Genomic DNA, 19,787 nt, shown 5'->3' on the forward strand with positions numbered 1-19,787 from the left:
GGGTGCGGGCCAGCAGGTCGAAGGGATGCTCGGCGATCGAGGCGACCGCGCCGGTCTGCACATTGGAGCTCGGGCACATCTCCAGCGGGATCCGCTTGTCCCGCAGGATCGAGGCCAGCCGGCCCAGCCGCACCGAGCCGTCCTCGGCGACCACCATGTCGTCGACGATGCGCACCCCGTGCCCGAGCTCCAATGTGCAGACCGGCGCGGTCGCCTCGATCGCCGAGCATCCCTTCGACCTGCTGGCCCGCACCCGGTTCCGGGTGACGGTCAACACCGACAACCGGCTGATGAGCGACACCACCATGAGCCGGGAGATGTGGGTGCTGGCCGAGACCTTCGGCTACGGCTGGAGCGATCTGCAGCGGTTCACGATCAATGCGATGAAGTCGGCGTTCATCCCGTTCGATGAGCGCCTGGCCCTCATCGACGACGTCATCAAGCCGCGCTACGCGGTGCTGGTGGGCTGAGCTCGAAAACGCCGCAGGCCCGGGCGGCTATCGATGGATAGCGGCCCGGGCCTGCTGACGTGTACGTCGGGGGATCAGCCCTCGGCGCCCTCGGTGTTCTCGACGACGACGGCTTCCTCGTCGCCCTCGGCCCACGTGACGGTGCCGTGCTCGAAGGTCGTCTGCTTCTGGCCCTCGGCGTTGGTGGTCTCGTCGCTGGTCGGGTAGCCCAGCTCACCCTGCGAACCACCCAGCTCGTTCCACTTGTCGCGGATCTTGCCCCACACCACGTAGGACTTCTCCTTGTGGACGATGACGCCGTCCTCGAACTGCTGGTAGACGCCGCCGTCGGGGTTGGTCACCGCGTCGTCGATCGGCGCGCCCAGGTTGGTGCGGGCGGTCTCGTCGAGCGCGTTGTACTTCTCCAGGATGACGCCCTCGACGGTGTACTCGGTGCCGTCGGGACCGGCGATCTGGGTGGAGCTCGGAGCGGCGCTGGTCTCGGTAGCGGTGGTCTCGGACGCCATGATCGAGGACGTCACCGAGCTCGCCGAGCTGGCGATGTCCTTGGCGTTGTCCTTGGCCTCGTCACTGCTGCACCCGGAACCGATGAGTGCAAACCCGGTGACCGCCGCGGTGATGGCGGCGGCCCGTTTCGTTGCCTGTCGCATGCTGCTCCTCTCGAGTTGATAGGTGCCCCTGGTCGAGGCAACCCTGCGCGAGCGTATCGCGAGCGTATATCGATACGCGGTGCAGGGCTACAGATTGCGTCAACTCCGCTGGTAACGCTATTCGCGGCGCAGCCGCGATTCGACGAAGCGCTCCAGTTTCTCCCATTGTTTGACGGCCTCGGCAAATGGTCCGCTGACCGTGCGCGCGGAATCGGCGTCGAGCACCCGGGTGATCAGTCTGCCCAGCGGCTGACCCTCGTCGAGGGTTTTGTCGACGACGTCGTCCTCGGCGTAGTCGCCGACGTCCCGCAGTAGCTCCACGGCCAGCTCCAGCTGGTCGCGGTCGAGGGCCTCCGGGCCGTCGGCGAGGTCGTCGGCGATACCGGTGAGCACGTAGACGTTGTCCTCGGTGATGGCGACCTCCAGCGAACCGTCGGTGGCCGCGGTGCGGATGTCCTCGTAGGTGCTCAGGTTCGACAGGTCGTGGTCGTGCTCGTCGGCCAGGTAGCGGGCCAGGGCGCGTTCGGAGGTGAACACGCTGACCCGGCCGTTGCGGCCCAGGAACAGCGGGCGGTCGTCGAAGTAGCAGCGCAACGTGTAGAAAGTGCCCGCCCCGGTCATGATCTGGATCGGGTCGATGCCGACCTTGCCCCAGAAGTCCTCGTCGCTGCCGAGCACCACGGTGTCGGCGGCCGCGCGGCCCTCGACGGTCGGTTCGGCTTCCGGCGCGACCTGGTCGACGGCGTCTTCGGTGGCTTCGGCGTCGGCCTCGTCGTCGGTCTCCGGTTCGGCGGGGGCCGGTTCGGCCAGCTCGTCGGCGGCGCGGCTCGCGGCGGCGCCGTCCACGTCGGGGGTGGCGACGAGCTCGTCGATCGCGTCGAGCACGGTGTCCCAGTTGCGGGCGATGATCTCGCCGATGGCGTACCAGCGGTCCAGCCCGGCGCGGCCGCTGAAGTGGTCGATGCCGTTGGTCACCGTGCCCAGGCTGGGGTTTCCGTTGAAGAACCGCGTCACCGCGGCCAGCTCGCACACCGAGCCGATCGAGGAGACGACGGCCAGCGCGCCGGCCAGCGCGCGCACCGACCTCTTGGTGGGGGACTCGGCGAGCCACTCCTCGACGGCGACCAGGTCGAAGCGGTAGTTCTTGCCGGGGTCGAGGCGGTGGGCGTTGGCCTCGGTCAGCGCGGCCCACCTGGGGTGGTCGGTGAGGTCGTTGTCGCGGTCGGTGCGCACGAAGGCGACCAGGTCGGCGACGCTGTCGAAGCCGTAGAGGTCCTCGTCTTTGCCTAGGAACGCCTCCCACTCGTCGCCGCCGTCGCGCCAGCGCGGCGCCCACAGCGTGTAGCGGTCGCCGGCGGTCAGGCTCAGGCGGATGGGGAGGAGGTCAGCAGCCATGCGGCACAGGATAACGACGGCGGGCCCGCCGGTAGCCAGCCGACCCGGTTGTGCGTGGTCTTGGGCGCGGCGGGCGTCGTTCCCGCGCTTCGCCCGCGATCCTTTCGCGATTCCCCCGCGATCCGCCCGCGATCCGCCAGCGATCCGCCCGCGATCCGCCCGCGAGTGAAGACTGAGGTAGCTCTCAGCGTCCGAACCCCTCCCTGGTTCTTCACTCGCGGGCTGGTTGACGAGCAAAAACTGTGCCGGCTGCGCCGGAGGGGCCTACTATTCGGGCAGATTTCTTCGAGGGCGGGGCGAGCATGGGTGCGGTGACGACGGGGCGTGCGCGCTCGTGGGCTGCGGCGATGGTGGCGATCATCTTTGCGGTAGCGCTCACGGTGACGCCGACGTCGGCGTTGTCGACGCGGGTGGAGCGGTTTTTCGCCGACGTTGCGCTGTTGGCCGATCCGAGCGCGGACGTGGGCTGGGTAATGGGCGGAACGTTCGACCCCGACCCGGTGGCCGCCGGCTATTACGGCACCGTCATCGACGGCATCCTCCAGCGCAGCGTTCCGGGGGGAGTGACGGAAGTCGCGCCGCTGTGGACGCCGGAACAGGTCTGGCCGCTCTTCGGCGACCTGACGTTTGGTGAGTCGGTCGATCAGGATGCCGCGATATTGCAGACTGCGATCCTTGACGGTGGCGGCACGCTGCGGCAAATCCCCGGCTATCCGCTCCCCGGGCCACTTGGCGACCAGACCGGTGTGGTCTTCGGCTATTCGCAGAGTGCCACCGCGGCAACCAAGGCGATGCCGGCGCTGCACGACGCACTCGACAACCCGGGAAACCTGCGGTTCCTATTGGCCGGTAACCCGAACAACCCGCTCGGCGGCATCCTCACCCGCTTCGACTTCCCGGACAGCCCGATCACCGGGGCCGCGCGCGCCCTGCCGCTGTTGAACATCCCGCTGGGCATCGGCCCGACCCCGACCGACCTGTTTCCGACCGACATCTACACCGCCGAATACGACGGATGGGCCAACTTTCCGCAGGACCCCACCAACCTGCTCGCCGACGTCAACGCATTGGCGGGCATTTTGACGGTGCATTCGGTTTACAAGGATCTGCCCGCCGACGCCGCGCTCGTCAACCTTGGTCAAGCCGGATCGACCACCTTCTACATGATCCCCACCAAGGAGCTGCCGATCCTGTGGCCGCTGTATCAACTCGGCGAGCCGGGCAAGGTGCTGGCCTCGGCGTTGGAACCGGGCCTGCGGCTGGGCATCAACTGGGGCTACGGCAACCCGGGCATGGCGTTTCACGGCGTCGGCGCCGACGGAATCGGACCATGGGCGGTCAACGCCCTCGGCGAACTCTCCGCGATCCAGTCCGGTCAGTTCGTCGAGGGTTCCGGTTTAGCGGGTTTCCTCCCGATGATGGATCCCCTCCAGATGCTGATCGGCATCCAGGAAGCCGGCGTGCACAGCTTCCTCAACCCGGTCGAGGAAATCCTCGACGTCGCCGGGTTGGGAACGGTCCCGGACTGGTTCACCGATGCGCTGCATCTGCCGACCGTGCTGACCGGCTGGCTCGATGAGTGGGTCATGACCGGCTGGAACAACCTGATCGGCTCGCTGGACCTCGCCGCACTGCTCGGCACCGGGCTGTTATGGGAGGACATTTTCGACGGGCTGCCGCTGATCTCAGGCGCACCGGTCATGGCGGGGGTGGGGCTGGTCTTCGACCTGCTCAACCTCTTTGGCGCCTGATCGTTCCGCACTCCGGGCCGACGGTGACCGCAGGCTTCCCGCGCTGACAACACGCGTTTTCTTTTTTTCGGAATTGCCCACTTTTCCCGGTGATCTGGCGCGATCATCGGGATCCTCACCGAGCACCCCAAGTACCCGGAGCTCGCCGCGGACGCCGCGCTGGAACTGGGCGTGATCGACAAAACCACCTTCTACATGCTCCCCACCGAGGAACTGCCGCTGCTGTGGCCGATCTACCAGCTCGGCGACTTCGGCAAGGTGCTCGGCCACGCCCTGCAGCCCGGACTGGAGTTGGGCATCAACTGGGGCTACGGCAACCCGGGCAACCTGGCTACCAGCCAGATCCTCGACCACGCGGGCGATGCGGTCGTCGGCCCCTGGGCCGTCAACGCCTCCGGCGAACTCGCGAAAGGCTCCGGGCTGGCCGGGTTCATCCCGATGATGGACCCGCTGCAGATGTTCGCCGGCGCCCAGGACGCCGGCATCCACACCTTCCTCGACCCGCTCAACGACATCCTCGGCTTCGCCGGCCTCGGCCAGGTGCCCGACTGGCTCAGCGACGCGATGCACATCCCGTACGACCTCACCAACGCCCTGGACGGCTTCCTGCTCGACGGCTGGGAGAACCTGGTCGGCCTGCTGCAGAACGCGCTCAACGACCTCGGGCTCAACGTGACGGATTTGATCGACATGATCGGCCCCGACGCCGTCTTCGACGGGCTGCCGCTGATCTCGGGCGCACCGGTGCTCGCCGCGGTCGGCCTGCTCTTCGACATCTTCAACTTCTTCGGCGCCTGAGCAGCCACGCCGTAGGGTCATGGCGGTGGACATCCACGTCATCGACCATCCGCTCGCCGCGACCCGGCTCACCACGCTGCGCGACGAGCGCACCGGCAACACCGAGTTCCGCGCCGCGCTGCGCGACCTGACGCTGATGCTGGTCTACGAAGCCACCCGCGACCTGGCCCGCACCCCGGTCAAGGTGCGCACCCCGGTAGCTCGGACCAGCGGAGCCAAGCTGGCCACCCCGCCGCTGCTGGTGCCGGTACTGCGCGCCGGGCTGGGCATGGTCGACGTGGCACACGCCCTGATCCCCGAGGCCCGGGTCGGCTTCGTCGGGGTGGTCCGCGACGAGCGCACCCACACCCCGACGCCCTATTTCGCCGCACTGCCCGACGCGCTGGCCGGCCACCCGGTGCTGGTGCTCGATCCGATGCTGGCCACCGGCGGCTCCATGGTGCACACCGTGGAGTTGCTGGCCGCGCGCGGCGCCACCGACATCACCGCCGTCTGCGTGGTGGCCGCCCCGCAGGGTGTCGCGGCGCTGCGCGACGCCGCCACGCCGGTGCGCCTGGTCACCGCCGCACTCGACGACGGCCTCGACGCCGACGCGTTCATCGTGCCCGGCCTCGGCGACGCCGGGGACCGCCAGTACGGGCCGCGCTGAGCTACCAGCTCCGCACCTGCGCGACCACGTCGTCGCGCAGCCGCTGCGCCCTCGCGCGGGCCGCATCCAGATCACCGTCGACCGGGCAGCGGATCTCGATGTAGCACTTGAGCTTCGGTTCGGTGCCCGACGGTCGCACCACCACCCGGGCCCAGGTGTCGTCGTCGCCGCCGGTGTAGACCAGCGCATCGCTGCGCCAGGCGTCGTCGCGCTGCGCCAGATCGGTGACCGTCGCGGGGAATCCGGCCAGCCGCGCCGGCGGCTCGGCGCGCAGCCGGTTCATCAGCGCCGCCGCCGCATCGATCTCGGCTACCCGGCGGGTCACCGCCGCCCCGACGTGCACCCCGTGCCGGCGCGCCAGCGCGTCCAGCGCCGCGGGCACCGAACCGCCCCGCGCCTGCAGCGCAGCCACCAGATCACACACCAGCACGGCCGCGCTGATCCCGTCCTTGTCGCGCACCGCCGCCGGGTCCACGCAGTGCCCGATCGCCTCCTCATAGGCGTACCGCAATGCCGCGCCCGGTGTTTCGTCGTCGGCGCGGGCCAGCCATTTGAACCCGGTCAACGTCTCCGCATGCCGGACGCCGTGGTCGGCGGCGATGGCCGCCAGCATCCGCGACGACACCACCGTGGACGCCACCACGCTGCGTGCCGCGGCACCGGTCGGCAGCGTCGACAGCAGGTAATCGCCGAGTAGCCAGCCGGTTTCGTCACCGGAGAGCATCCGCCAGCCCTCGGCGCCGGGCACACCGACCGCACAGCGATCGGCGTCGGGATCCAGCGCGATCGCCACGTCGGCGTCGACCTCGGCAGCCAACGCCAGCAGGGCGTCGGCCGCGCCGGGCTCCTCCGGGTTGGGGAAGGCGACGGTCGGAAAATCCGGGTCGGGCGCGAACTGCGCCGGGACGATGTGCACGTCGTCGAATCCGGCCCGGCGCAACGTCTCAAGTGCCACCGCGCCGCCCACGCCGTGCAGCGCGGTCAGCGCCACCCGCACCGATCCGGTTGTCCGCCGGACCGACGCCGCCCGGGCGATGTAGCGCTCCACCGGTTCCGGGCCGGCTGCGGTCACCGGGCGGCGGGGGATCTCGTCGGCCGGGGGAGCGGTGGTCATCGCCGCCTCGATCTGCGCGTCGGCCGGCGGCACGATCTGGATACCGCCGGCGAAGTACACCTTGTAGCCGTTGTCGGTGGCCGGGTTGTGCGACGCGGTGATCTGGATCCCGCAAGCCGCCCCGATACGGCGCGCGGTGAACGCCACCACCGGGGTGGGCACCGGCTCGGGCAGGGCCACCACCGCAAACCCCTGCGCGGCCAGGACTTCCGCCGCCGCGGCGGCGAATTGCGCCGAGCCGTGCCGGGCGTCGCGGCCCACCACCACCGGGCCGGTCGCCCCGCGCGCCGTCAGCACCTGGCCGACCGCCCAGCTGGCGCGCAGCACCACCGCGAGGTTCATCGCATCGGGCCCGCCGCGCACCGGGCCGCGCAACCCGGCGGTGCCGAACGTCAGCGGCCGGGCGAACCGGGCGGCCAACTCCTCGGCGCCACAGGCGGCGAGTTCGGCGGCGGTCACCGGGTCCGGGTCGTGGGCGATCCACTGCTCGGGGGTCATCGGCTCATTGTGACCGGTTGACTCTGCGTCCAGGGCGCTGCGCACTCGGGCGATGCCGCGATCGGGCGCCAACGATGCAGAGTCAACGCGCCCGGACCGCAACGGCCCCCGGCGCGCCGCTACAGCCGGGCGATCACATCGGCGAGCAGCGCGCCCATCCGCGCGGCGGACACTCGACCGGCCTCGACCACCTCGTCGTGGCTGAGCGGCTGCCCGGTGATCCCGGCGGCCAGGTTGGTCACCAGCGACACCGCCAGCACCTGGGCGCCGGCCGCGCGCGCGGCGATCGTCTCGTGCACCGTCGACATGCCGACCAGGTCCGCGCCGAGCACCCGAAGCATCGCGATCTCCGCCGGGGTCTCGTAATGCGGCCCGGGCACCCCCGCATACACCCCTTCGTCCAGGCTCGGATCGACCTGACGGGCCAGTTCCCGCAGCCGCGGCGAGTACGCGTCGACCAGGTCCACGAACTGCGGGCCCACCAGCGGGGATCGCGCGGTCAGGTTGAGGTGATCGCGGATCAGCACCGGCTGGCCGACCGCCATCCCGTCGCGCAGGCCCCCGGCGGCGTTGGTGAGCACCACCGTGCCCGCACCGGCGGCCACCGCCGTGCGCACCGGATGCACCACATGGGTCAGGTCGTGGCCCTCGTAGGCGTGCACCCGCCCGACGCACACCAGCACCCGGTGATCGCCGATCCGCATCGACATCACCTGCCGGCCCTGCCCGGCCACCGTCGGCATCCGGAACCCGGTCAGTTCGTCCATCGCGATGACCGCGGTGGAGGTGCCCAGCGCGGCCACCGCCGGCGCCCAGCCGGACCCGAGCACCACCGCGACGTCGTGGGCGCCCACCCCGGTCCGCTCGGCGATTTCGTCGGCGGCCCGGCGGGCCAGCGTGACGGGGTCGGGTGCTGCGTCGCTCACAGCACCGCACTCTAACCGGTGCCGGGCCGGGTCGGCGGCGGTGAGATACTGCGGTAATGCCCACCACCGCCGCAGCCGAGCACATCGGGGGCGTGGCGGCGGCACGGCCGGGGGGAACCGGATGAATCTCGCCCCGCGCGCCGAGTCCTGGCTGGCCGCCAACTACGACGACCTGGTCGCCTGGCGCAGGCACCTGCACCGGCACCCGGAGTTGAGCCGCCAGGAGCACAACACCACCGCGTTCATCGCCGAGCGGCTCGCCGAGGTGGGGCTCAACCCCAAGATCCTGCCCGCCGGGACCGGCGTGACCTGCGACTTCGGTCCGGAGCATCGGCCCAGGATCGCGCTGCGCGCCGACATCGACGCGCTGCCGATGACCGAGCAGACCGGCGCCCCGTACGCCTCGACGGTGCCGGGCGTCGCGCACTCCTGCGGCCACGACGCGCACACCGCGATCCTGCTCGCGGTGGCCCAGGCGCTGGCCCCGGTGCCCGACCTGCCGGTGTCGGTGCGGCTGATCTTCCAGGCCGCCGAGGAGTTGATGCCCGGCGGCGCGCTGGACGCCATCGCCGCCGGCGCGCTCAGCGGGGTGTCGCGCATCTTCGCGCTGCACTGCGACCCCCGCCTGGCGGTCGGGCGGGTCGCCACCACCCCCGGCCCGATCACCTCCGCCGCCGACACCATCGAGTTGATCCTGTCCTCACCGGGCGGGCACACCTCCCGGCCGCACCTGACCGGCGACCTGGTCTACGGGCTGGGCACGCTGATCACCGGGCTGCCCGGCGTGCTGTCGCGGCGCATCGACCCGCGCAACAACACGGTGATGGTGTGGGGGGCGGTCAACGCCGGGTCGGCGCCCAACGCCATCCCGCAGACCGGGTCGCTGGCCGGCACCGTGCGCACCGCCGACCGGGAGACCTGGCTGCAGATGCAGGACATCGTCGAACAGGCGATCGCCAGCCTGCTCGCCCCGCTGAACGTCGAACACACCCTGCACTACCGGCGCGGGGTGCCGCCGGTGATCAACGAGGCGGTCTCCACCCGCATCCTGAGCCACGCCATCGAGGCCGTCGGCCCGGACGTGCTCGCCGACACCCGCCAATCCGGCGGCGGCGAGGACTTCTCCTGGTATCTGGAGGAGGTGCCCGGCGCGATGGCCCGCCTGGGCGTCTGGTCGGGGCAGGGCCCGCAACTCGACCTGCACCAGCCGACCTTCGACCTCGACGAGCGGGCGCTGGCCATCGGCGTGCGCGTGCTGGTCAACATCGTCGCGCTGGCCGCCGCGTTCTGATCGGCTACCGCCCCGGGCCGATGTTGCGCGACGGGCGGGTGCGCAGGTTGTGCACATACTCCTCGGGGGCGCCGGCGATCTCGGCGGGGTCGGCCATCACCCCCAGGTAGCGCGCCGACGGCAGCCCACCCTCCCAGTCGTCGACCACGTACAGCCAGGCCAGCACCGGATCGGTGGTGGTGTCCGAGGAGGTGCGGTGCACCCGGCAGCGGATCTTCTTGTGAATCCCCAGCTCGGAGCCCTCCCAGCGGTCCAGGTTCTGCTCGTCGGCGGTGGTCATGTCGTAGAGCACGACGAACACCCGCGACCCCGGCTCCTGCACGACGGTGGCCAGCGCCCCTTCCCAGCCGAGGTCCTTGCCGCCGAAGGTCAGCCGCCAGTCGTGCAGCCAGCCCGTCCCGGCCATCGGCGAGTGCGGTGCGCGCTCCAGCATCTGTTCTGGATGCATGTTGGACCCGTAGGCGGCATAGAGCGGCACGGGGAAATCTTAAACGGCACCCGATAGGTTGGAGGCCGTGGTGAGCCGCATAGTCATCATCGGCGGGGGCCCCGCCGGCTACGAAGCAGCTCTGGTAGCCGCCGCGCAGGGCCCCGACGTCGCCGAAGTCACCGTCATCGACGCCGAGGGCATCGGCGGCTCCTGCGTGCTGTGGGACTGCGTCCCGTCGAAGACGTTCATCGCCTCCACCGGGGTGCGCACCGAGCTGCGCCGCGCCCCCGACCTCGGGTTTCACCTCACGATGGACGGCGCGGCGATGTCGCTGGCCCAGATCCACAACCGGGTGAAGGCGCTGGCCGCCGCCCAGTCCCAGGACATCACCGCCCAGCTGGAGGCCAGCGGCGTGCAGGTCCTCGCCGGGCGCGCCGAACTCGGCGACAAGCATCCCGGCCAGGCCCACCATCGGGTGCGGGTCGCCACCGCCGACGGCGGGGAACGGATGCTCGACGCCGACGTCGTGCTGATCGCCACCGGCGCCACCCCGCGGATCCTGCCCGGCGCCGAACCCGACGGCGAGCGCATCCTGACCTGGCGGCAGCTCTACGACCTCGACACCCTGCCCGAACATCTGGTGGTGGTCGGCTCCGGCGTCACCGGCGCGGAGTTCGTGCACGCCTACACCGAGCTGGGGGTCAAGGTCACCGTCGTCGCCAGCCGCGACCGGGTGCTGCCGCACGAGGACCACGACGCCGCCCTGGTGCTGGAGGACTCGTTCGCCGAACGCGGCGTCACCCTGGTCAAAAACGCCCGCGCCGCCTCGGTGACCCGCACCGGCACCGGGGTGCTGGTGAGCATGACCGACGGCCGCACCGTCGAGGGCAGCCACGCGCTGATGACGGTCGGCTCGGTGCCCAACACCGGCGGGCTGGGCCTGGAGCGGGTCGGCATCGAACTGGGACCGGGCGACTACCTGAAGGTCGACCGGGTGTCGCGGACCGTCGCCCCCGGGGTGTACGCCGCCGGGGACTGCACCGGGCTGCTGCCGCTGGCCTCGGTGGCCGCCATGCAGGGCCGCATCGCGATGTATCACGCCCTCGGCGAGAGCGTCATCCCGATCCGGCTGCGCACCGTCGCCGCGGCGGTGTTCACCCGCCCGGAGATCGCGGCGGTCGGGGTGCCGCAGTCCCAGATCGACGACGGCACCGTGCCGGCGCGCACCATCATGCTGCCGTTGAAGACCAACCCGCGCGCCAAGATGTCGCAGCTGCGCCGCGGGTTCGTCAAACTGTTCTGCCGCCCGGCCACCGGCGTGGTGATCGGCGGGGTGGTCGTCGCCCCGATCGCCTCCGAGCTGATCCTGCCGATCGCGCTGGCCGTGCAGAACCGCATCACGGTGGCCGACCTGGCCCAGACCCTGTCGGTCTACCCGGCGCTGTCCGGATCGATCACCGAGGCGGCGCGCCGGCTGATCACCCACGACGACCTGGACTGACCGGGCCCCGCGGAGCACCGCGCGAACGTGCACCCACTGCGAAAAAACCGGCCGGGGATCGCACTGCGTGCACGCTGGGTGGGCAAGCCGCGCCACCGATACGCTGGAAACACGTAACCTGCAGGTGCGTGACCGTTACCGGTCAGTAGCCGATGAGGAGTCTTGCACTGTGAGCGACCCGGGTGATGGGCAGACCTTGCTGAACTCGCATCTCAGCCCCGACCACCGGGAACGCTCCTGGCAGCGGCTGGGCAGCGACCAGTTCGACGTCGTGGTCATCGGCGGCGGCGTGGTGGGCGCCGGGTGCGCCCTGGACGCCGCCACCCGCGGGCTGCGGGTGGCGATGGTCGAAGCCCGCGACTTCGCCTCGGGCACCTCGAGCCGCTCGTCGAAGATGTTCCACGGCGGGCTGCGCTACCTCGAGCAGCTGGAGTTCGGTCTGGTGCGCGAGGCGTTGCACGAGCGCGAACTCTCGCTGACCACGCTGGCGCCGCACCTGGTCAAACCGCTGCCGTTTCTCTACCCGCTGACCAAACGGTGGTGGGAACGGCCCTACGTGGCGGCCGGTATCTTCCTCTACGACCAGCTCGGCGGAGCGAAATCGGTTCCGGCGCAACGACACCTGACCCGGGCCGGGGCGCTGCGGCTGTCGCCGGGGCTGAAGCGCAGCGCCCTGATCGGCGGGATCCGCTACTACGACACCGTCGTCGACGACGCGCGGCACACCATGACCGTGGCGCGCACCGCCGCCCACTACGGCGCGGTCGTGCGCTCCTCCACCCAGGTGGTGGCGCTGCTGCGCGAAGGCGACCGGGTGACCGGGGTGACGGTGCGCGACTCCGAGACCGGCGCGACCACCGAGGTGCGCGGCCATGTGGTGGTCAACGCCACCGGGGTGTGGACCGACGAGATCCAGGCGCTGTCCCGCCAGCGCGGCCGGTTCCACGTGCGGGCCTCCAAGGGCGTGCACGTGGTGGTGCCGCGGGACCGCATCGTCAGCGAGGCGGCGATGATCCTGCGCACCGAGAAGTCGGTGCTGTTCGTCATCCCGTGGGGCACACACTGGATCATCGGGACCACCGACACCGACTGGGACCTGGACCTGGCCCACCCGGCGGCCACCAAGGCCGACATCGACTACATCCTCGGCCACGTCAACACCGTGCTGGCCACCCCGCTGACCCACGACGACATCGACGGCGTCTACGCCGGGCTGCGCCCGCTGCTGGCCGGGGAGAGCGACGACACCTCCAAGCTCTCCCGGGAACACGCGGTGGCGGTGCCGTCGCCGGGGCTGGTGGCCATCGCGGGCGGCAAGTACACCACCTATCGGGTGATGGCCGCCGACGCCATCGACGCGGCCGCCGAATTCGTCCCGGCCCGGGTGGCGCCCTCGATCACCGAGAAGGTGCCGCTGCTCGGCGCCGACGGCTACTTCGCGCTGGTCAACCAGGCCGAACACGTCGGCGCCGCCCAGGACCTGCACCCCTACCGGGTGCGGCACCTGCTCGACCGCTACGGCTCGCTCATCCACGACGTGCTGGCCCTGGCCGCCGACCGGCCCGAACTGCTGGAGCCGATCACCGCGGCCCCGATCTACCTCAAGGTCGAAGCGGTCTACGCCGCCGCGGCCGAGGGCGCCCTGCACCTCGAGGACATCCTGACCCGGCGGATGCGGATCTCGATCGAATACCCTCACCGCGGGGTGGACTGTGCCCGCGAGGTCGCCGACCTGGTGGCGCCGATCCTGGGCTGGAGTGACACCGACTGCGCGACGGAGGTGGCCAACTACGTCGCGCGGGTGGACGCCGAGGTGCGCTCCCAGACCCAGCCCGACGACGCCTCCGCCGACGCGTTGCGGGCCGCCGCGCCCGAGGCGCGCAGCGCGATCCTCGAACCGGTGCCGCTGGATTGAGCCGGGTGCCGCCGCTGCCGGTGCGCGACGGGCTGGGGCCGGCCCGGGTGCGGCTGCGCGGCGGGCCGGTCGCCGCCGAACTGCTCGACCGGTTCGGCGCCGCCGCCGCGGCGAAAACCGCGGCCGGCGAAGTGGTGTGCGCCGACGGCCGGGTCGTCGACGAGACCACCGTGCTGCCGGCGGGCGCGTTCGTCTACCTCTACCGTGACCTGCCCGACGAGGTGCCGGTGCCGTTCGACCTGCCGGTGCTGCACCGCGACGACGACCTCGTGGTCGTGGACAAGCCGCATTTTCTGGCCACCATGCCGCGGGGCCGCCATGTCGCCCAGACCGCCCTGGTGCGGCTGCGCCGGGACCTGGACCTGCCGGAACTGAGCCCGGCGCATCGCCTGGACCGGCTCACCGCGGGGGTGCTGCTGTTCACCACCCGCCGGGAGCTGCGCGGGCGCTACCAGAGCCTGTTCGCGGCCGGCCGGGTCCGCAAGACCTATCTGGCGGTCAGCGGCGCCACCCCGGTCACCGCACCGCCGGCGGTGGTGCGCAGCCGCATCGTCAAACACCGCGGGCAACTGCAGGCGGTCGAAGAACCCGGCGCACCCAACGCCGAAACCCGCATCGAGGCGCTCGGTGCCGGCCGCTACCGGCTCACCCCGCGCACCGGGCGCACCCACCAGTTGCGGGTGCACATGGCTTCGGTGGGGCTGCCGATCGACGGCGATCCGCTGTATCCGCAGGTCCGTGAGGTCGCCGCCGACGACTTCACCACACCGCTGCAGTTGCTGGCCTACAGCCTGGAATTTGACGACCCGGCCACCGGCGAACCCCGCCGGTTTCAAACCGGTCGCAGCCTGTGGTGACCGCTCACCCCTGAAATCGACGTCGATTCGGGCGAAAACGGCCCCGAATCGGCCTATCTGCCCGCTGCGCTGTCGATTTCAGGGCTGAGCCGGTGCTCAGTGCAGGGCCGGCAGCACCTCCCGGCGGTAGAACTCGATGGCGGTCAGCGGGTCACGCTGCGGGAAGTGCAGAAACGGGGTCGCCCCAGCGTCCAGGATCGCTTGCACGGCCTCGATGTGCCCGCCCGGATCGGTGCCGGTCGCCCAGTTCTGCGCCACCTCGGTCAGGGTGTTGGCTTCGGCCGCGCGTTGGATCGCCACCGGGTTGGGTTGGTCGACCGCGCCGGCGGTGAACCGCCACAGCCGCGCCGCCTCCTCGACCGCACCGCGGTCCCCGACCACCGCATACAGTTCGGCGCGCCGGTCGATCTCGTCGAGGCCACGGCCGGTGGCCCGAGCCCCCTGCTCCAGGGCGCCCACCAGCTCCGGCTTGGTCACATCAGCGCCCTGGGCGATCCAGCCGTCACCGTACTGCCCGGCCAGCCGGGCGCTTTTGGGGCCCGCGGCCGCCACGTAGATCGGCGGCAGCCGCTCGGGCAGGTCGTAGAGCCGGAGCTCCTCGGTCTGAAAGTAGCGGCCGGAAAACGAGATCCGCCGGCCGCTCCACAGTTCCCGGATCAACTGGATCGCCTCGACCAGCCGGTCGTGGCGTTCCCGGTAGCCGGCCCACTGCCCGGTCCCGGCCTGTTCGTTGAGCCGCTCGCCGGTGCCCAGGCCGAGAAACACCCGGTCGGGTGCGAGGATCGCCAGCGACGCGAACGCCTGGGCCACCGTCACCGGGTGGTAGCGGAAGGTCGGGCAGGTCACCCCGGTGCCCAGGGAGATCCGGTCGGTGCGGTGGGTCAACAGGGCCAGCGTCAGCCACGGGAACATCGAATGGCCCTGGTTGTCCTGCCAGGGCTGCAGGTGGTCGCTGACCCACAGATGCCGGAAGCCGGCCCGCTCGGCGGCCTGGGCCTGCCCGACCAGCTCCTCGGTGCGGAACTGCTCGTGTGCCAGCACGAACCCGACGCCGGCGCGCGGCTCGGTCGGCTGTTCCGGGGAGTCGACGTCCGGTTCGGGTCGCCCGCACCCGGCCAGGCCGGCCGACCCGGCCGCCAGCACACCCAGGCCCATCGCGATCCGGCCGAACACCCGCCGTGTCAACGCATTCATCGCCGCCGGATACCCGGGTGAGCACGCGAATAACCCGCACCGGATCACGGCACCACGATGATGCGGCCGCCGCCGGTCTGGCCGCGCTCCTGCAGCCGGTGGGCCTCGGCGGCCTGTGACAGCGGCAACCGGGTGGCCGCCCGTCCGCGCAGCACACCCGCGGTGAGCCCGGCGTTGATCGCGTGGGCCGCGTCGGCCAGCTCCGCGACCGTGGCGTTGCTGATCGCGAAACCGCGCACGCTGATGTCGCCGGTGTAGAACGGCCGGGCCGGCAACGGGATCGGTGAGGTGCTCGCGGCGGTGATCACCACCGTCGCCCCGACCCGCAGCAGCGGGGCGACGGCCGCCAGGTCCTGGTGGCCGGAGGTGTCCCAGTACACGGCGATGCCATCCGGCGCGGCGGCTCGCAGCCGATCGGGCAGTTCCGGGTCGCGGTAGTCGATGACGGTGTGCGCGCCGCTGTCCCGGCACCACCGGTGGTCGGCGGGTTTGGCGGTGGCGATAACGTGCGCGCCCGCCGCGCTGGCCAATTGCACCGCCGCGCTGCCCACTCCGCCGGCGCCGCCGCCGATCACCACCATGTCACCGGGCCGGATCCGGGCCGTCCGGAATAGGCCCAGCCAGGCGGTGCCGGCGGTGTGCAACACGGTCACCGCGTCGACCGGGTCGACCCCGGCGGGCAGCGGGTAGAGGCGGTCGGCGGGCACCAGCACCTGTTCGGCGAACGAGCCCTGCCGGCCGCCGTGGCCCATGCTGTTGCACCACACCGGATCGCCGGCGCGGACCGCGGTCACCCCTGAGCCGGTGTGCAGCACCGTGCCGACCAGATCACGGCCGATCACGAAGGGAAACGGAGTGGGCGTGCGATAGGCGCCCGAGCGCACCAGCGTGTCGACCTGGTTGATCGCCAGCACCTCGGTGCGCACCACGACATCGGTGGGCCCCGGGGCGGCGACGGGCAACGGGCCGAAGCGGATCCGGTCCGCCGGCCCCAGTTCGGTCAGGTATGCGGCGCGAGAGCTCACCCCTTCAGTATCGGTGCGAGCCGCATCAGCGCCAGCCCCCGAGCGCGTTCACCGAGTGAAGCGTCAGAGAGTTCGAATGAAGCTCCAGGGAGACGGAACGCGCCGGCGAGCTACCTCAGTCTTCACTCGGCGCGGCCGAGGCGGCGCCGCAGCGCTCACCGCTGACAGTGCGGGCACCAGAAGGTGATCCGCGGCGTGGCGGGATCGGAGCAGATCGGGGTGCCGCAGCGTCGGCACGGCAAGCCGGACCGGCCGTAGACCCATAGCCGCTGGCCGGGCCGGGTGTTGCCGGTGGTGCAGCGCGCCCACCGCGCCCGGTTGGCCCACAGCATCTCCCGCGCCCGCGCCACCAGCCGCAGCGGGTCGGCCACCTCGGCGACCGGAGCGCCCGGCAGCAGCCCGCTGAGGAAACACAGCTCGTTGGCGTAGACGTTGCCGATTCCGGCCAGCACCCGCTGGTCCAGCAGTGCCTCGGCCAGTCCCCGCTGCGGAACGGCGGTGAGGTTGGCCGCCGCCCGTCGCGGATCCCAGTCGGCGCCCAGTAGATCCGGGCCCAGGTGGGCGACGACCGCGCTGTCTCGGGAGCGGTCGAGCACCGCCAGCTCGCCGAGGTTCACCCCGACCGCGGTAACGTCGCCGGCCCGCAGGAGGATGCGCACCCGGTGGTCGGCGCGTCCCGGCCCGCGCGTGATCCGCCAGCTGCCCTCCATCTTCAGATGCGCATGGATGCTGGCCGATCCGGTGCGCACGAACAGATGTTTGCCGCGGCTGATCACCTCGTCGACGGTTTCGCCGGTCAGGTCGACGGCTGCGAAGCGGGGCACCCGGATGTCGCAGCCGGTCAGGACCCGCCCCGCCAGGGCGTCGTGCAGGAGCGCGGCGGTGTGCCACACGGTGTCGCCTTCAGGCATGACCCGCCCAGCTTAACGACGCGGCGCGTCAGTCCGCCGGGGTCTCGGGCTCCAGCCGGTAGGCGGTGGCCACCGATTCGGCGCGCTCGCCCAGACCGTCGGTGGACCGGCGGGACCACACCGCGTCCAGCTGGGCGCGCAGGCCGTCGACGATGGTGTCGGGGATGACGTTGCGGTAAGTGTCGGCTTCGCCGGTGATGACCTCGACCGAGCGTTGATAGACTGGTTCGGGGTCGAGCTGCTCGTGCGGGAACGCCAACTGCGCGTAGTCGAACAGCCGGTCCGCCGGGTCGTCGTCCCAGCTCTGCCAGGTGTCGAGCAGCCGGTCGTTGAACCCGGTCAGGTACGGCCCGGGGTTGATGGTGGCGACCTCGACGTTGAATTCGGCGAGTTCCTGATACAGCGCCTCGGCGACCGCTTCCAGGGCGTGTTTGGAGGCGGCGTAGGCGCCGCCGAACGGGTCGACGATCAGCCCGGCGATCGAGGACATGAACACGATCTTGCCGCTGCGGCGGGCGGCCATCTTCTTGGCGATGCCCTGGGTCAGCAGCACCGGCCCGATGACGTTGACCTCGAACTGGCGGCGCAGGTTCGCCCCCGGAATGTCGGCCATCGACCCGCCCTCGCAGATGCCGGCGTTGTTGACCAGGATGTCGATGTCCCAGCCGGTGGCCTTGCGCCGGTCGCCGGGATGGGTGACGTCGAGTTTCTCCGGGCGCAGCTGAACGCCGCGCTGCTCGGCTTGCTGCTCGAGCTGCCAGACCTGCGGATAGATCTCCACCCCGGCGATGACGTCGTAGCCGCGTTCGGCGAGGCGGAACGCGATCTCGTTGCCGAACCCGGTGCCCGCCCCGGTGACCAGTACCGTCGTGTCAGCCATGCCCGTCGGCTACCCGGTGCGGGCCGGGCGGAAACGATCACAGCGGCCGGAACACCTGCAGACCGCGGTAGTGCACCCGAAACGTCGCGGCCTGACAGGTCGCGCCCACCTCGCCGTCGTGGGCGCACGGCACCGGCCCGTCAAGGACGGTGAACCGGAACTCCGGGACGTGCAGCTCGTGATAGAGCTTGCTGCGCTGCAGCCGGCCGGCCAGCAGCGCCGCCACGATCCGCAGCCGGGCCCACCGCCGCCCGCTCTCCAGGATGCGCACATCCAGCAGCCCGTCGTCCATGCGGTGGCGGACGGTGGGCGCGAACCCGGCCGGCAGGTAGGTGGAGTTGCCGACAAAGAACAACGACGTCTGCAGGGTCTCGTTGTCGTAGCTGATGCGCACCGGTGACTCGGCGCGCAGCACCCGCAGCATGGCGTACGCCCCGGCGAGTGGTTTGCCGATCTTCTTCTCCAGGCTTTCCCGGATGCGCACGAACCGCGGGTAGGCGCCGACGCTGAAGGTGTTGAGCATCGTCAGTTCGTCGTTGACGCGCACCACATCCACCCGGGACAGCTGCCCGTCGGTGATCGCCCGGATCGTCGTCGCGGCGGTGTCGCAGTCGATGCTCTTGGCGAAGTGGTTGAAGGTGCCGCCGGGAAAGACCGCCAGCGGGACCCCGGCGTCGATCGCGGCCGCGGCCGCCGCGGCGACCGTGCCGTCCCCGCCGGCCACCGCGAGCACGTCGGTGTGTTCGGCGGCGCTCTGCAGCAGCTGCGCCAGGTCGTCGCCGTCGCCGGCTTCCACGATCCTCACCGCGGGCAGCGCGGTGCGCACCTGCTCGGCGATCTCCCCGCCGCGGCCGTCCCCGGATTGCGGGTTGACCACCAGCGTCACCCCGGCCCCGGTGGGGCGGGCCGGGGCATCCACCCGCAGCGGCGCGGCCCGCGGGGTGGTGTCCGGCGGGATCGGCGGCACCTGGCGGCCGCCGACGACCGCGATGGTCGCCCCGATCCCCAGTCCGGCCAGCACGTCGGCCGGGTAGTGCGCCCCGGTGGCGACCCGCGACAGCCCCACCAGCCCGGCGAGTCCGGCCAGCGGCAACCCCAGCGCGGGGCTTTCCAGACCGACTCCGACCGCGAAGGCGGCCGCGCTGGCCGCATGCCCCGACGGCAGCGAGTTGGAGGTGGGCAGCCGGGTGGCCCGCCGCAGCAGCGGCACCGCGGCGATGTCGGGGCGGGCGCGGGGCCGGATCCGCTTCACCAGCTGGTTGGTGACCAGGCTGGTCACCGCCAGGGTGAGCACCCCGCGCACGGCGCCGCGCTGGGCGGCCGGCCGGCCGCTGCCAGCCAACAGCGCGGCCAGCACCAGCCACAATTTGGAGTGGTCGGCGGCGCGGGTCAACACCGGCATCGTGGTGTCGAGCAGCCGGCTCGGGGAGTGGGCGACGGCGTCGTACACGGCGACGTCGAGATCCGCCAGCCCGCCGGTGACCCGGGTGAGCCGGGAGCGCCGCGAAAGTCGAGGGAGCATGGGTGAATCC

17 protein-coding genes and 2 pseudogenes are annotated in these 19,787 nt (G+C 71.4%); 8 read left to right on the forward strand and 11 right to left on the reverse strand.

Annotation, left to right across the window (positions count from 1 at the left end; genetic code table 11):
* Nucleotides 1-157 (reverse strand): annotated as a pseudogene (locus A5643_RS17830) (adenosine deaminase); the annotation flags it as partial.
* 19 nt (nt 158-176) lie between these two features.
* Here A5643_RS17830 and A5643_RS11765 point away from each other — a divergent pair.
* Nucleotides 177-470 (forward strand): annotated as a pseudogene (locus A5643_RS11765) (adenosine deaminase); the annotation flags it as partial.
* Nucleotides 471-544: 74 nt separating this feature from the next.
* Here A5643_RS11765 and A5643_RS18250 read toward each other — a convergent pair.
* Nucleotides 545-1,120, reverse strand: a complete 576-nt coding sequence (locus A5643_RS18250) for an LGFP repeat-containing protein (RefSeq protein WP_156628771.1) — start codon at nt 1,118-1,120, stop codon at nt 545-547.
* Nucleotides 1,121-1,237: 117 nt separating this feature from the next.
* The gene (satS, locus tag A5643_RS11775; RefSeq protein ID WP_066855374.1) at nt 1,238-2,515 is read right to left on the reverse strand and encodes a protein export chaperone SatS; all 1,278 of its coding nucleotides are present in this window, start codon (nt 2,513-2,515) and stop codon (nt 1,238-1,240) included.
* A 347-nt stretch (nt 2,516-2,862) separates the two neighbouring features.
* Between satS and A5643_RS11780 the strand changes: the two genes are divergently transcribed.
* The 3 genes from A5643_RS11780 (at nt 2,863) to upp (ending at nt 5,713) form a co-directional block, all read left to right on the forward strand.
* Nucleotides 2,863-4,266 (forward strand): PE-PPE domain-containing protein, encoded by a 1,404-nt coding sequence (locus A5643_RS11780; protein WP_197497716.1) that lies wholly within the window; start codon nt 2,863-2,865, stop codon nt 4,264-4,266.
* Nucleotides 4,267-4,377: 111 nt separating this feature from the next.
* Entirely contained in the window at nt 4,378-5,064 is a 687-nt protein-coding gene (locus A5643_RS11785) for a PE-PPE domain-containing protein (protein WP_286143652.1), read from the forward strand.
* A 25-nt stretch (nt 5,065-5,089) separates the two neighbouring features.
* Nucleotides 5,090-5,713, forward strand: coding sequence for a uracil phosphoribosyltransferase (gene upp, locus A5643_RS11790; protein ID WP_066855445.1), 624 nt, complete (start codon nt 5,090-5,092; stop codon nt 5,711-5,713).
* A gap of 1 nt (nt 5,714) precedes the next feature.
* On the opposite strand, the gene A5643_RS11795 is transcribed toward upp, so the two are convergent.
* Both A5643_RS11795 and A5643_RS11800 read right to left on the reverse strand, forming a co-directional pair.
* The gene (locus tag A5643_RS11795) at nt 5,715-7,325 is read right to left on the reverse strand and encodes a phospho-sugar mutase (protein ID WP_066855382.1); all 1,611 of its coding nucleotides are present in this window, start codon (nt 7,323-7,325) and stop codon (nt 5,715-5,717) included.
* 119 nt (nt 7,326-7,444) lie between these two features.
* Nucleotides 7,445-8,251: a purine-nucleoside phosphorylase gene (locus tag A5643_RS11800; RefSeq protein WP_066855385.1), complete on the reverse strand. Its 807-nt coding sequence runs from the start codon at nt 8,249-8,251 to the stop codon at nt 7,445-7,447.
* A gap of 121 nt (nt 8,252-8,372) precedes the next feature.
* Here A5643_RS11800 and A5643_RS11805 point away from each other — a divergent pair, with 121 nt between their 5' ends.
* The gene (locus A5643_RS11805) at nt 8,373-9,542 is read left to right on the forward strand and encodes a M20 family metallopeptidase (protein WP_066855387.1); all 1,170 of its coding nucleotides are present in this window, start codon (nt 8,373-8,375) and stop codon (nt 9,540-9,542) included.
* A 4-nt stretch (nt 9,543-9,546) separates the two neighbouring features.
* On the opposite strand, the gene A5643_RS11810 is transcribed toward A5643_RS11805, so the two are convergent.
* Nucleotides 9,547-10,020 (reverse strand): gamma-glutamylcyclotransferase family protein, encoded by a 474-nt coding sequence (locus A5643_RS11810; protein WP_066855390.1) that lies wholly within the window; start codon nt 10,018-10,020, stop codon nt 9,547-9,549.
* A gap of 37 nt (nt 10,021-10,057) precedes the next feature.
* Between A5643_RS11810 and A5643_RS11815 the strand changes: the two genes are divergently transcribed.
* The 3 genes from A5643_RS11815 to A5643_RS11825 all read left to right on the forward strand — a co-directional run bounded on the left by A5643_RS11815 (nt 10,058) and on the right by A5643_RS11825 (nt 14,245).
* Nucleotides 10,058-11,473: an NAD(P)H-quinone dehydrogenase gene (locus A5643_RS11815; RefSeq protein ID WP_066855393.1), complete on the forward strand. Its 1,416-nt coding sequence runs from the start codon at nt 10,058-10,060 to the stop codon at nt 11,471-11,473.
* Nucleotides 11,474-11,669: 196 nt separating this feature from the next.
* On the forward strand, nt 11,670-13,388 hold the full coding sequence (locus tag A5643_RS11820) for a glycerol-3-phosphate dehydrogenase/oxidase (RefSeq protein WP_231995545.1): 1,719 nt from the start codon (nt 11,670-11,672) through the stop codon (nt 13,386-13,388).
* The gene (locus tag A5643_RS11825; RefSeq protein ID WP_066855399.1) at nt 13,385-14,245 is read left to right on the forward strand and encodes a pseudouridine synthase; all 861 of its coding nucleotides are present in this window, start codon (nt 13,385-13,387) and stop codon (nt 14,243-14,245) included. The genes A5643_RS11820 and A5643_RS11825 overlap by 4 nt, the downstream gene beginning before the upstream one ends.
* A 96-nt stretch (nt 14,246-14,341) precedes the next feature.
* Here A5643_RS11825 and A5643_RS11830 read toward each other — a convergent pair whose 3' ends face one another.
* The 5 genes from A5643_RS11830 to A5643_RS11850 all read right to left on the reverse strand — a co-directional run bounded on the left by A5643_RS11830 (nt 14,342) and on the right by A5643_RS11850 (nt 19,777).
* Nucleotides 14,342-15,439 carry a F420-dependent hydroxymycolic acid dehydrogenase gene (locus A5643_RS11830; RefSeq protein WP_066855402.1) on the reverse strand — a complete coding sequence of 366 codons (1,098 nt, stop codon included), beginning with the start codon at nt 15,437-15,439 and terminating at the stop codon, nt 14,342-14,344.
* A gap of 44 nt (nt 15,440-15,483) precedes the next feature.
* Nucleotides 15,484-16,464, reverse strand: coding sequence for an NADPH:quinone reductase (locus A5643_RS11835; RefSeq protein WP_066855405.1), 981 nt, complete (start codon nt 16,462-16,464; stop codon nt 15,484-15,486).
* 155 nt (nt 16,465-16,619) lie between these two features.
* Complete coding sequence (gene nei2 / locus A5643_RS11840) at nt 16,620-17,375, reverse strand: endonuclease VIII Nei2 (protein ID WP_066855407.1); 756 nt, start codon at nt 17,373-17,375, stop codon at nt 16,620-16,622.
* A 28-nt stretch (nt 17,376-17,403) separates the two neighbouring features.
* A complete protein-coding gene (locus tag A5643_RS11845; RefSeq protein WP_066855410.1) occupies nt 17,404-18,255 on the reverse strand; it encodes an SDR family oxidoreductase in 852 nt (283 codons plus the stop codon).
* 37 nt (nt 18,256-18,292) lie between these two features.
* A complete protein-coding gene (locus A5643_RS11850; protein WP_066855413.1) occupies nt 18,293-19,777 on the reverse strand; it encodes a bifunctional phosphatase PAP2/diacylglycerol kinase family protein in 1,485 nt (494 codons plus the stop codon).
* Between the last annotated feature and the right edge of the window lie 10 nt (nt 19,778-19,787).

Source organism: Mycobacterium sp. 1274756.6 (assembly GCF_001668625.1).
GTDB lineage: Bacteria > Actinomycetota > Actinomycetes > Mycobacteriales > Mycobacteriaceae > Mycobacterium.

What these genes read in the sequence shown, in the direction of transcription:
- A5643_RS18250 (WP_156628771.1), bottom strand. Translation starts at nt 1,120, where the DNA reads ATGCGACAGGCAACGAAACGGGCCGCCGCCATCACCGCGGCGGTCACC.
- satS (WP_066855374.1), bottom strand. Translation starts at nt 2,515, where the DNA reads ATGGCTGCTGACCTCCTCCCCATCCGCCTGAGCCTGACCGCCGGCGAC.
- A5643_RS11780 (WP_197497716.1), top strand. Translation starts at nt 2,863, where the DNA reads ATGGTGGCGATCATCTTTGCGGTAGCGCTCACGGTGACGCCGACGTCG.
- A5643_RS11795 (WP_066855382.1), bottom strand. Translation starts at nt 7,325, where the DNA reads ATGACCCCCGAGCAGTGGATCGCCCACGACCCGGACCCGGTGACCGCC.
- A5643_RS11805 (WP_066855387.1), top strand. Translation starts at nt 8,373, where the DNA reads ATGAATCTCGCCCCGCGCGCCGAGTCCTGGCTGGCCGCCAACTACGAC.
- A5643_RS11830 (WP_066855402.1), bottom strand. Translation starts at nt 15,439, where the DNA reads ATGAATGCGTTGACACGGCGGGTGTTCGGCCGGATCGCGATGGGCCTG.
- nei2 (WP_066855407.1), bottom strand. Translation starts at nt 17,375, where the DNA reads ATGCCTGAAGGCGACACCGTGTGGCACACCGCCGCGCTCCTGCACGAC.
- A5643_RS11845 (WP_066855410.1), bottom strand. Translation starts at nt 18,255, where the DNA reads ATGGCTGACACGACGGTACTGGTCACCGGGGCGGGCACCGGGTTCGGC.
- A5643_RS11850 (WP_066855413.1), bottom strand. Translation starts at nt 19,777, where the DNA reads ATGCTCCCTCGACTTTCGCGGCGCTCCCGGCTCACCCGGGTCACCGGC.